Source organism: Pseudomonas sp. P7779 (assembly GCF_013386315.1).
In the GTDB taxonomy this organism is placed as follows: domain Bacteria; phylum Pseudomonadota; class Gammaproteobacteria; order Pseudomonadales; family Pseudomonadaceae; genus Aquipseudomonas.
In genome coordinates this window covers 1-11,780 of the sequence record NZ_JACARZ010000097.1, presented here as the reverse complement: position 1 = coordinate 11,780, position 11,780 = coordinate 1, and the positions used below count along the sequence as shown (strand labels likewise).

The window sequence follows — 11,780 nt, the reverse complement described above, 5'->3', positions numbered from 1 at the left end:
GAGCCTGGAGATTTATGGGGTATCCGGTTGGTTGGCGGGATGAGCCGCCATGAACGCCGAATGCTGCGCCGCCAACCCCGCCACCCGCTGAATGCGCGGGTACGCCGCCAGCGACACCTTGAACCGCTCGGCCGCATACAACTGTGGAATCAAGAACGTATCCGCCATCCCCGGCTGCTCGCCAAAGCAGTAACCCTGATCACCAATCAACTGCTCAACCGCCGCCAGGCCCTGGCTGATCCAGTGCCCGATCCACTCCAGCACCTGCGCTTCATCGTGCCCCCATTGCTTGAGCAGATTCTGGGTACTGGAGTTGTGCAGCGGATGAATGTCGCAACCGATGATCGACGCCACCGCGCGCTCATGGGCGCGGGTTGCCAGATCCGTGGAGAGCAACGGCACCTGTGGATAACGTTCCTCCAGGTACTCGATGATCGCCGGCGACTGAATCAACACATCACCCTCATCGGTGCGCAAGGCCGGTACGCGACCTTGCGGGTTGATCGCCAGGTACTCCGGCTGATGGTTGGCGCCGCCCTTGGGCACCAGCAGGTTGACCGGCACGGCGGTGAAGTCCAGGCCCTTGAGGGCCAGCGCGATCCGCACCCGGTAGGACGAAGTGGAGCGGTAGTAGGTATAGAGTTCCATGGCCCTGCCCTCTCAGCGCGCCGCGACCACGGTACCCCGGCATTCGCCGAAGCCGATGGAGGCAAAACCGTCGCGGGTGCAGCGGGCACGCAGGATGATTTCGTCGCCATCTTCAAGGAATTTCCGCACCTCGCCGGAGGCCAGTTCGATCGGCTTTTTACCGCCCTCGGTGATTTCCAGCAGACTGCCGAATTGTCCGGCTTCAGGCCCCGACAAGGTGCCCGAACCAAACAGGTCACCCGCCTGCAACTGGCAGCCATTGACGCTGTGGTGCGCAACCATCTGCGCGACGGTCCAGTACATGTGTTGGGTGTTGCTCAGGGTTAGGCGATGGGCCGGCAGGTTCTGCTCGCGCATCGAGGCGGTGGTCAGCAGCACTTCCAGTTCGATATCAAAACCACCGGCCGCCTGGTCGCGCTTGTCCAGCAGGTATGGCAGTGGTTGGGGGTCGCCTTCAGGGCGCGCCGGTTGTGCCTTGCGGAACGGTTCCAGGGCTTCAGCCGTCACCACCCATGGCGAAATGCTGGTGATGAAACTCTTCGACAGGAACGGGCCCAGCGGCTGGTATTCCCAGGCCTGGATATCCCGCGCCGACCAGTCGTTGAGCAGGCAGAAACCGGCGATGTGATCAGCCGCGTCGCCGATGGCAATCGAGTCGCCCATGGCATTGCCCTGGCCGATCCAGATGCCCAGCTCCAGCTCGTAGTCCAGGCGTGCGCAGGGGCCGAAGGTCGGCTCGGTCTGGCCGGCTGGCAGGGTCTGGCCTTTCGGGCGGCGGACCTCGGTGCCCGACGGGCGAATCGTCGACGCGCGGCCGTGGTAGCCGATCGGCACATACTTGTAGTTGGGCAGCAGCGGGTTGTCCGGGCGGAACAGCTTGCCGACGTTTTGCGCGTGCTCGATGCCCACGTAGAAGTCGGTGTAGTCGTTGATCCTGGCCGGCAGGTGCATTTGGCAATCGGCAGCCGGGTGCAGCGCAGCTTGCAGTTTGCCTTGCTGGTCGCTGCCTTCGGCCAACAGTTCCAGCAGGCGTTCGCGCAGGGCCACGCGCGGGCCACGGCCGAGTTCGAAAAATGCGTTCAGTTGGCCGCCAGCGGTGGCTTCAACGGCCCGGCGGGCTTCGCCTTCAAAGCATTCCAGCGCGGCGTGCAGATCAAGAATCTGCTCGCCAATCGCCACGCCACTGCGCGGTGCCGAGCCATTAACGCTGAACACCCCCAACGGCAGGTTTTGCAGCGGGAAATCCCGGTGACCGTTGGCGGAAACCACCCAACTGCGGGTGAGATTAGGCTGAGTCATGGGTTATCTCCGATTCGGGTTGAAGGTTGCAGGGAGCGAGGCCCAGCAAGCGTCGTAGGAAGGTTGCAGCTGCGAGCATTCAAGGGCGAACTGGGTGGGACGCAGCACCTGGCTGGTCTCGAACATGAACGCCATGGTGTTATCAATCTTGTGGGGCTCAAGCGTCGCGTTGATGGCTTTGGTGCAGGTCTCGCCATCCGGGCCGTGGGCGCTCATGCAGCTGTGCAACGACGCGCCGCCGGGCACGAAGCCTTCGGCCTTGGCGTCGTAGGCACCCTGGATCAGGCCCATGTATTCGTTCATCAGGTTGCGGTGGAACCACGGTGGCCGGAAGGTGTTTTCGGCGACCATCCAGCGGGGCGGGAAGATCACGAAATCGAGGTTGGCCAGGCCGTGCACGCTGGTGGGCGAGGTCAATACGGTGAAGATCGATGGGTCCGGGTGATCGAAGCTCACGGTGCCGATGGTGTTGAAACGACGCAGGTCGTATTTGTACGGCACGTTGTTGCCGTGCCACGCCACCACGTTCAGCGGCGAATGGTCGAGCTGGCAGCCCCACAGTTCGCCGAGGAATTTCTGCACCAGCGTGGTCGGTTGCTTGAGGTCTTCGTAATGGGCGACGGGCGTGAGGAAATCCCGTGGGTTGGCCAGGCCGTTGCTGCCGATAGGACCAAGGTCCGGCAGGCGCAGTGGCGCGCCATGGTTCTCGGCGACGTAACCGCGGGCCTGGGCATCCAGCAGTTCGACGCGGAATTTCAGGCCGCGGGGCAGCACGACGATTTCCAGTGGCTCGACTTCCAGCACACCCAGTTCGGTCGCAATGCGCAGGCGGCCCTGCTCGGGAACAATCAACAGTTCGCCGTCCGCGTTGAAGAACACGCGGTCCATCGAACGGTTGGCGCGGTAGTTGTAGATGCTGATGCCCGAGGGTTTTTCCGATCCGGAATTGGCGACCATGCCTACAAGGCCATCGACGAAATCTGTCGGCTCACCCGGAATATCCAGCGGGTTCCAGCGCAGGCGGTTGGGCGTCACAGCGCCCAGCGGTCCACCGGCCAATTGCCGTTCCAGCTTGACGAACGCCGGGTGATTGGCCGACGGCTGGATGCGGTACAACCAGGTGCGCCGGGCTTCGCTGCGGGCCATGGTGAAGGCGGTGCCGGAAAAGAGTTCGGTGTACAGCCCGTAGGGCGCTTTCTGCGGGGCGTTCTGGCCGACGGGCAATGCACCGGGCAAGGCTTCAGTGGCAAATTCATTGCCAAAACCCGATTGGTATTCGAGGGTCATGGATCGTCCTCTGAGCGGAAGTTGTTTTTATCGTAATCCAGTTACGAATAACGTAATTTGATACCTGTTGACCGTCAAGCTATAAAGACGCCCATTCGTCTTTCGGATTCATGCCTTCCATGGAAAAGCCGCCCGCCCCCCGCGACACCGGTAAACAGAAAGTCCGCTCGGCTGAAGTGGGCACCGACATCCTCAAGGCCCTGGCTGAACTGTCGCCGGCCACCTCGTTGTCGCGCCTGGCCGAGCACGTGCAAATGCCGGCGAGCAAGGTCCACCGTTATTTGCAGGCGCTGATTGCCTCGGGTTTTGCCGAACAGAACACCGCCACCAACCATTACGGCCTGGGCCGCGAAGCCTTGCGCGTGGGGCTGGCCGCGCTGGGCAGCATGGACGTGCTGAAAGTCGCCGCCCTGCCCCTGGCGGAACTGCGGGATGAGTTGAATGAAACCTGCTTCCTGGCCGTCTGGGGTAACCAGGGCGCGACGGTGGTGCATATCGAGCCGGCGGTGCGCGCGGTGACGGTGGTCACGCAATTGGGCTCGGTGTTGCCGTTGCTCAGTTCGTCCACCGGGCTGGTGTTCAGTGCGTTCCTGCCGTCGCGGGAAACCGTGGAGTTGCGCGAGCGGGAGATTCAGGCGGGCGTTGCCCATGCGTTGGCGGATGACCAAACCTACGCCACCACCTGTGAGCAGATCCGCCAGCGCGGCTTGCACTTTGTGCATGGTTTGCTGATGCCGGGTGTGGACGCGTTGTCGGCGCCGGTGTTCAACGCGGTCGGGCAAGTGGCTGCGGTGTTGACCGTGGTGGGACCGACGTCGCTGTTCCATGCCGACGAAGACGGCCCGGCGGCGAAGCGTTTGCTGGCGGCGACCCAGGCGGTGAGTTGGCGCATGGGTTATCAGCCCTGACGCTCAGTATCAGGCACACAACAGAACAAAATGTGGGAGCGGGCTTGCTCGCGAATGCAGTCTGTCAGTTAAAGCATCAGTGACTGATACACCGCATTCGCGAGCAAGCCCGCTCCCACATTTGATCGTCATTGTTTGACGAATAGTGCATGGCTTCAAGCCATCAAGCCCAGCGTCTTGGCCTTGGCCACTGCCTGGGTGCGCCGCTCCACCCCCAATTTGCTGTGAATCCTCCGCGCATGGGTTTTTACCGTGTGCAGCGAGATAAACAATTGGCTGGCAATTTCCAGATTGGAATTGCCCTGGGCAATCAGTTGCAGCACCTCAAGCTCGCGCTGGCTCAGGGGATTTTCCCCCGCCGCCGCCGGGCATTCCTGCGGTTCCAGCCCCAATGCACTCAACAACCCCGGTTGCCTGAGGCGCAGCTCGCGAATCGCCTGCTGTACCTGGCAACGCCCCGCCAGTTCCAATCCGGCTTCCAGCGAGCGCACGGCCAACGGGCGATCGCCGACTTGCCAGGCCACTTCCCCCAGCACCAAGTGCAACTCCGCTTCCAGGCACAGCATGCCCCGCTGACGGGCGGCCTCCAGTAACGCACTCAGGCGGGCGACAGGCTCTTCGGCGCGATGCAATTTCACTTCGGCCAGCACCTGCAAATATTCAAGCCTGGGGATCAACTCCAGGGTGGCCGGCGGTGCTTGTTTCGCCTTGGGGCCACGGTAGTGCCGCAGCACCCGGGTCACCGCCTCCAGGGTCAGTTCGGCGCGACCCTGTTGCAGCCAGAAATGCCCGCTGAGCAACAGCAATACGGCGCGATAGACGGTGTCGGGCACCTGACGTTGCTGCATCAGGCGCTCAGCGTCGCGCAACTGGATAAACGCCTGGGCGTAATCGCCCTTGTTGGCGGCCAATAGCGCCAGTCCCAGGTAGCCGTAGAGCACGCGTTTGTCCTGGCTGTGCAGGCACATGCCCAGGCCGGATTCGAAGCATTCGGCGGCCACGCCGTCGTGGCCCTGGCGCAGCGCCAGGTGCCCACGTCGCAAGCAAATCCGCCCCATCAACGGCCCGGCTTTAAGCCGCTGTTGCACCAGCATGCGCTGCACATTTTCCAGCAGGCTCTGGGCCCGATACGGCGCGCCGCGCTGCTCCAGCAACTGCGCATGATCGAGCTCCAACAATGCCTCCAACAGCAGTGAGCCGTGGGAGCGCGCCAGGCACAACGCCTCGCGGTTCAGCGCCTGGGCCACGTCCAGCTCGCCACGCAGCAAGGCTTGCTGGGTCAGGCCCGACAGGCACATCAGGCGCGACGTCCAGGCGCTCTCGGGCAAGTCTTGCAGGGCTTCGAGAAAATGTTCCCGGGCCCGTGCGGCTTCGCCGCCCAGATGCAACAGCCAGCCCCATTGCGCCTGCCAGCGGGCCAGCAGATAACGCTGCAGGTGCGCGGTCGGTTGCGGAGTGAAACGCGCCAGTTGGTCAATGCACAACGCCGCCTGGTCGAAACGCCCGGCAAACAGCAACGCCGCCGTTACCAAGCCCACCAGTTGCGCCGAGCCCAGCATCAATTCATCGCCATGCTGCTCATGCAGGCGCAACAACAGCACCGCGTTTTGCTGGCGGAACAGGTCTTCAAAACTGAAATGCTGCAACAGGCTCACGGCCACTTCGTACTCTTCGGCCTGCAACGCTTGCTCAAAGGCTGCTTGCCAGTCCTCGGCGGCGGTAAACCATTGGCACGCGCGCCGGTGCCAGGAGCGCCTCGCTGGCCAGGGTTCGGCGCGCATCAGTTGGGCCAGTGGCGGGAAGACTTGCAGCCAGTCGGTGGACTCTTCCCAGGGCTCGATAAAGGCGCCCAGCGTCTGCAAGTCTCGCAGGTAGTTGCCGCCGTCACCAAAGCCGAACAGGTGGTCACACAAGCTCGGGTTGAAGCGTGGCAGGTGCGCGAGCACGCGCCAGGCCTCGGCCAATTCCGGCGCCAGGCCCGTGAACAACTCGTGTTGCAGGTAGTCGAGCAAGGTTTTGTCCGGGTGCCCGTCGCCTTCAAGCAATCCGATACGCACTCCGGCGCACCAGCCGGCGCTGAACTGCAACACCTTGTCGGCGCTGGGCCCGGCCAAGTGCTGGATTTCGCTGGGGTCAAACGCCAACTCGGCAGCGCTGCATTCCCACAGCTCATCATCAAGCAACAGCCGGGGCCAGTTGCAGGCCGGCCGCCGCCGCGCGCCGATCCACCAGGTCAAGGCCGGGCTGCTGGCCGCCAGAATGCGGTCAAGCAACCCATCCAGTTCAGGCGCCGGCACGCGGCAGAAGTCATCGAGAAACAACCAGGCCGGCGCTTGCCAGCGGTTCAGGGCCAGCAGCAAGGTGGGCTCATCAACAAAGTCGAGGCCAAGGCTTTGCGCCAGGCGCTGACACAAATCCGAGGCCACGCCATTCAGCGGCAACCAGTACACCTGGCACTGCGAAGGCGCCTGCAACGCGCACTCGGCGAGCAATGCACTCTTGCCACTGCCGGCCGGGGCGCAGAGCAACTTCACCCGCGCAGTGGCGTTGAGCAGCGGCACGGCCAGGCGCGGGCGCAACAGATGATGGGGAGACAAGCGTGGCATGAATCCAGGACGATCCAGACAACGGGTCATGGCGGTCATTACTGCGTCCCTGTTTTTTATTATTAGGCGGCGTGCGCCCTACCCTAGTCCTGTGGCTGGCGGTTGTTGAGGAGTATTCAGCAGGCTGATTGGCGGGCATAAAAAAGCCGGGAGCCAAAAGGCCACCCGGCACTCGTTCTAAAGGTGGAACACCGTAAATGTGGGAGCGGGCTTGCTCGCGAAGGCGGTGTATCAGTCACTGATGCTTTAACTGACAGACCGCTTTCGCGAGCAAGCCCGCTCCCACAGTTTGATCGCATTTCAATCAGGTTTTAGCGCACGCCTTCCGAGCGCAATGCTGCCGGCGTGTAGTCGGCCGCCTTGGCCGCAAAGCCGAACACAAAGCTGCTCTTCTCTTCGTTCTTCATGCCCAGGGCGATGTAGCGCCCGGCGATGATGTCGTACAGGGTTTCGACGGTGTAGGCCGGCACCTGGTGGTCGTAGTAGAACTGCGCGTGACCTTCAGCAACACGCCACAGCTGGCCGCGGCCGTCGTAGTGGTCCACCAGCGCCACCTGCCAGCTGTCTTCGTCGATGTACATGTGGCGCTTGGCGTAGATGTGCCGCTCGCTCGGCTTGACCGTGCCGATCACTTCCCAGACCCGGTGCAGCTCGTAGCGGGTCAGGTCCTGGTTGATGTGGCCGGCCTTGATGATGTCATCGTACTTGAGGGTCGGCGAGTCGAGCTTGTAGCTGTTGTAGGGGATGTACATCTCCTTCTTGCCCACCAGCTTCCAGTCGTAGCGATCGGGGGCGCCGGAGAACATGTCGAAGTTATCCGAGGTGCGCAGGCCGTCGGCCGCAGTGCCCGGCCCGTCGTAGGCCACTTGCGGCGCACGGCGTACCCGGCGCTGGCCGGCGTTGTAGACCCAGGCCAGGCGCGGTTCCTTCACCTGGTCGAGCGTCTCATGCACCAACAGTACGTTGCCGGCCAGGCGCGCCGGGGCGGTCACCGATTGTTTGAAGAAGGTCAGTACGTTGGCGCCCTTGACCGGGTCCATGTCCGGGATCAGTTGCGGCACGGCCACTTCTTCCTCGAAACGGATCGGCGTGTAGCTGCCGTTGGTTTGCGGCGTGGCCTGGGTAATGATGCGGCGCAGGTTGCCGCCGTGGTAACGGGTGATGTGGTTCCACAGCACCTCAACGCCGTTCTTCGGAATCGGGAACGCGTAGTAGCGGTTGCCGGTGAAGTTCTCCAGGCCATTGCCGTCGTTGATCGCATGCACGTTGAGCGCGCTGCGCTTGATCGACTCGTAGATCTCCGGCGGCAGGTTGACCGTGCGGTGGGTCGGGTACACGGGGATCTTGTAGGTTTGCGGGTAGCGCTTGAACATCGCCACCTGGCCTTCGGAGAGTTTGTCCTTGTACTTGTCGACCGTGGCGGCGGTGATCACGAACAGCGGCTTTTCATTGGCAAACGGGTCAGCGAGGAAGCCTTTGCTGTCCACCGCCCCGGCGTTTTTCGGGATACCACCGGTCCATGCCGGGATCGAACCATCGGCGTTACCGGCCTTCTCGGCGCCCACCGGGGTCAGGGTAGTGCCGAGCTTGGCCGCTTCTTCCGGCGACACTGCGGCCATCACGTTGGCGGCCAACAGGCTCAGGGCCAACACCCCGCATTGCAGAATCATTTTGCGCATAGTCTCTTGTCCTTACTTAAGCCAAATCAGAAGTTCACGCCAAAGCTGAGGGCGATGAAGTCGCGGTCGGTGAGGGTGTTGTAGTCACCGCCAAAAAAGTCGGTGTAGCTCAGGCTCGCGGTGTAGGTGTTGCGGTAGTCCGCATCCACGCCGACGCTGATGGCCTTGGCGCCTTCGTTGAACAGGCCGTTGGGGCCGTAGCCGCTGACGTCCTGGGACCACGACACGTTGGGCTTGAGGTTGACCCCGGCGAATACGTTGTTGTAATCGAGGATGGCCCGGGCGCGATAACCCCAGGAGTTGGCCGTGACAAACCCATCGGTGTCGCCGCCGAAACCGTATTGGCCGTAGACCGAGTCACGGCCATAACGCAGCTTGGATTTCGCCTCCAGCCCGCCGACGTGCACAAAGGCCGCCTCGCCCACCAGGGTCAGGCGTTCGGCGCCCAGTACCTGGTCGAAGAATTGGGTCATGGTGCTCTGGATCTGGGTGATTTCCTTGCGGCGGTAGCCGGCGTTGTCGGCGCCGAAGGAACTGCTGATCGGTGAAGCGGCGTTGCCGGCAATCGGGTTGACCAGGGCCAGCGTCAGGTCGGTGGTGTTGAGTTGTACGGGAGCATTCGGGCGGTAGCTGATTTCGCCGGTCCAGGCGGTGCCGGTGGGCAAGGTGGTGGAGAAACTGGCACCGAACAGGCGGATGTTTTCCGGGTAGTCGAGGTAATACTGGCCGCGACCGAGCATCGTGCTTTGCGCCAGGCCGGCCCCGGTACCCGGGGCGATCCCGTTGGCCGCGTTGGCAATAGCGCCAATGGTTGCCAGGTTGGTGTTGGCGGTGATGGTACCGACGGTGGGCGTGCGGCTGTGATAGTTCATGAAGTACAGGCCGTACTCGGTGTCATCTCCCAGCCAGCGCAACGCCATGCCGAACTGGCCGCCATCGCGCGCCTCGCGGTCTTTTGCACGCTGCACCACTACGCCTTCTTTCGTAACCTGGAAGCCCTGGCCAAACGCCGCCGCTACCGGTTGCAATGGTGCAATCGCCGGGCTGCCGACGGTGTAGTTGCCGTTGCAGCCATGGGCCACCACGTCGTTACCGAAGAAGGTGCCGCAGTTGTCCACCACGGTGTTTTCCCAGTTCAACTGGTAGAAACCTTCCACGCTCAACTGGTTGGTGAGGCTTTGGGAGGCGAACACCATGTTGACCGGAATCAGGCCTTCCTTGATCTCGGCGCCAGGGCGGCGGAACGCGGAAACGTCGATGGGGTTGATGCTGTTGATGGAGTTGCCGATGAACGTACTTTCCCCCCAACTGACCACCTGTTTACCGACGCGCACGTTGCCCGGCAAATCGCCGATGGAATAGTTGTGATAGACAAATGCATCGAGTAATTCGTAGCCGGAAGAGCGCGCGCCTTCGTCGCGGTGGTTATTGCTGATCTGCTTGAATTCGCGGTCTTCGTCCTGCAGTTCGAAGTCGTACCAGTACTTGCCGCGCACGAACACGCCGCTGTCGCCGTACTTGAGTTCCAGGTCGTGGATGCCCTTGAAGATCTTGGAGAAGGTCTCAACCTTCTTGAAGTTCAGGCGACCATCATCGCCGGTGGAAGCCTGGCCCGTTCCGCCGTTGGGAATGCCCACCAGCTTCTTGTCGGCATCGCGCATGCCCCAGCTGGCACCGACCGACAGCGAGGAATCGAATTGCCCTTCGATCTCGCCGATGTTGAACGAAACAGCCTGCGCCTGGGCACAGCAACCCAAAGCAACCGCAGCGGCCAGCGCCTGTGGCCTGAAGATGGCGCGCATTGTTGTTTTTGTCATGCGTCTTCCCCGGTGGTGTGACAGAAGGCCCCACCCTACTGCCCGCGATCAGGAGCGATAAGCGCACCAAGGAGGTATTCGTGTTGTCGCTCGAAAGGATGAGAGGGCGCTCTGGCCGGGGTCTTGGAGAGGCCATGGACGAGATGGATGAAGGATTATCAGGGGGATGGATGAGGTGTTATTGCCACTGTTGCGGGTTTGGTAACAGTCCTTGTCTCGAATCGCTATTTTTCATTTTGTAACAAAAGCCTATTCTTGCCTGGCTTTCAGGGCAAACCGCCCGCTTCCAGAACCTGGAAGAACAGCCAGTTTTTTATGGATTGATCAATATTTTCAATCTGTTACCGGTGTTCACTGACGTTGATTTATTGCTCCTTGATCAAACGTCTTACTTCAGCCGCTGCCTTTGCAGCGGCTTTTTTTATGCCTGAAATAAAGCGGGGCGCCATGGCGCCCCGCTTGATTAAAACTTTTTCACGTAATGATCACAGGCTGTACTTCTGCAGGTTGGCCATCATCTCCTTCAAGGCCTCGATGTTGTCCTTGGGGTGAGCGGCCCCGTCGAAGTCACAGATTTGCTGCCAGTGGGCGGCGACATCATCCGGGGAGAACCCGGCTTCAGGATCAAACCCAACCCCCAGGCTGCGCTCCCAGCGGGTCTTGCCGATCCAGCCGCCGCCCACCTCAAACAGCCCGGAGGTTTCCTGACACGCCTCGCTGCCCAGGTACACCACCAGCGGGCTGATCAATTCCGGCTTGAGGCGTTCGAAGACTTGCGGCGGGATCAGGCCTTCGGTCATGCGTGTACCACCGGTGGGGGCGATGGCGTTGACCAGGATGTTGTTCTTGCGGCCTTCCAGCGCCAGGGTTCGGGTCAAGCCGTACAGGCCGAGTTTGGCCATGCCGTAGTTGGACTGGCCGAAGTTGCCGTAAATGCCTGAGGTCGAGGCGGTGAAGATCACGCGGCCGTAGGCTTGTTCACGCAGGTGGGGCCAGGCGGCGCGGGTGACTTTGTAGGCGCCTTCGACGTGTACGCGGTAGACCAGGTCCCAGTCGCTGTCTTCCATTTTGTGGAAGGTTTTGTCCCGCAGGATCCCGGCGTTGTTGACCACGACGTCGATGCGGCCGAAGGCGTCGAGGGCGTTCTGGACGATCTTGTCACCGTCGGTGACGGAGTCGTGGTTGGCCTCGGCGATGCCGCCGGCTTCGCGGATTTCGGCCACTACGCGGTCGGCCGCCGAGGCGTTGGCGCCTTCGCCCTGGGTTGAGCCGCCAAGATCGTTGACCAGCACTTTGGCGCCGTGTCTGGCGAACAGGAGTGCGTGGGCGCGGCCTAGTCCGCCGCCGGCACCGGTGACGATCACGACCTTGTCTTGGAACTGCACAGGCTCACTCATTGGGGACTCCAGGGGTGGTTAGGGGTGGATGGGTTGAGTGTCAGGCACGGGGCTTGTGGTCACAATAAATACGGTTGGGGGTGAATGGTGCGCGATAAGGCTGGGGGATGATTGGTGTGGGTTAGATGGGGGACATATC

Annotated in this window: 8 protein-coding genes; 1 reads left to right on the top strand and 7 read right to left on the bottom strand. The window is 62.0% G+C overall.

Annotated features, from left to right (window positions below; all coding sequences use genetic code 11):
• Positions 1-12 precede the first annotated feature (12 nt).
• From maiA to hmgA, 3 genes are read right to left on the bottom strand one after another with little or no spacing between them, the layout of a single operon-like run.
• Positions 13-648 (bottom strand): maleylacetoacetate isomerase, encoded by a 636-nt coding sequence (gene maiA, locus HX869_RS25730; RefSeq protein ID WP_087695183.1) that lies wholly within the window; start codon positions 646-648, stop codon positions 13-15.
• A gap of 12 nt (positions 649-660) precedes the next feature.
• A complete protein-coding gene (gene fahA / locus HX869_RS25725; protein ID WP_102368145.1) occupies positions 661-1,947 on the bottom strand; it encodes a fumarylacetoacetase in 1,287 nt (428 codons plus the stop codon).
• A 3-nt stretch (positions 1,948-1,950) separates the two neighbouring features.
• Positions 1,951-3,234: a homogentisate 1,2-dioxygenase gene (gene hmgA / locus HX869_RS25720; protein ID WP_102368144.1), complete on the bottom strand. Its 1,284-nt coding sequence runs from the start codon at positions 3,232-3,234 to the stop codon at positions 1,951-1,953.
• Positions 3,235-3,353: 119 nt separating this feature from the next.
• On the opposite strand from hmgA, the gene HX869_RS25715 reads away from it, so the two are divergent.
• Positions 3,354-4,142, top strand: a complete 789-nt coding sequence (locus HX869_RS25715) for an IclR family transcriptional regulator (RefSeq protein ID WP_003212804.1) — start codon at positions 3,354-3,356, stop codon at positions 4,140-4,142.
• Positions 4,143-4,297: 155 nt separating this feature from the next.
• Here HX869_RS25715 and HX869_RS25710 read toward each other — a convergent pair whose 3' ends face one another.
• The 4 genes from HX869_RS25710 to HX869_RS25695 form a co-directional block, all read right to left on the bottom strand.
• Entirely contained in the window at positions 4,298-6,787 is a 2,490-nt protein-coding gene (locus HX869_RS25710) for a LuxR C-terminal-related transcriptional regulator (RefSeq protein ID WP_177027944.1), read from the bottom strand.
• Between the two features lie 272 nt (positions 6,788-7,059).
• The gene (locus tag HX869_RS25705; RefSeq protein WP_003212808.1) at positions 7,060-8,427 is read right to left on the bottom strand and encodes a DUF1329 domain-containing protein; all 1,368 of its coding nucleotides are present in this window, start codon (positions 8,425-8,427) and stop codon (positions 7,060-7,062) included.
• 26 nt (positions 8,428-8,453) lie between these two features.
• Entirely contained in the window at positions 8,454-10,244 is a 1,791-nt protein-coding gene (locus HX869_RS25700) for a DUF1302 domain-containing protein (protein WP_178903831.1), read from the bottom strand.
• A gap of 485 nt (positions 10,245-10,729) precedes the next feature.
• Entirely contained in the window at positions 10,730-11,641 is a 912-nt protein-coding gene (locus HX869_RS25695) for an SDR family oxidoreductase (protein ID WP_008438591.1), read from the bottom strand.
• Between the last annotated feature and the right edge of the window lie 139 nt (positions 11,642-11,780).

Coding starts and splice junctions, on each gene's coding strand:
- maiA (WP_087695183.1), bottom strand. CDS start 648: ATGGAACTCTATACCTACTACCGCTCCACTTCGTCCTACCGGGTGCGG.
- fahA (WP_102368145.1), bottom strand. CDS start 1,947: ATGACTCAGCCTAATCTCACCCGCAGTTGGGTGGTTTCCGCCAACGGT.
- hmgA (WP_102368144.1), bottom strand. CDS start 3,234: ATGACCCTCGAATACCAATCGGGTTTTGGCAATGAATTTGCCACTGAA.
- HX869_RS25715 (WP_003212804.1), top strand. CDS start 3,354: ATGGAAAAGCCGCCCGCCCCCCGCGACACCGGTAAACAGAAAGTCCGC.
- HX869_RS25710 (WP_177027944.1), bottom strand. CDS start 6,787: ATGACCGCCATGACCCGTTGTCTGGATCGTCCTGGATTCATGCCACGC.
- HX869_RS25705 (WP_003212808.1), bottom strand. CDS start 8,427: ATGCGCAAAATGATTCTGCAATGCGGGGTGTTGGCCCTGAGCCTGTTG.
- HX869_RS25700 (WP_178903831.1), bottom strand. CDS start 10,244: ATGACAAAAACAACAATGCGCGCCATCTTCAGGCCACAGGCGCTGGCC.
- HX869_RS25695 (WP_008438591.1), bottom strand. CDS start 11,641: ATGAGTGAGCCTGTGCAGTTCCAAGACAAGGTCGTGATCGTCACCGGT.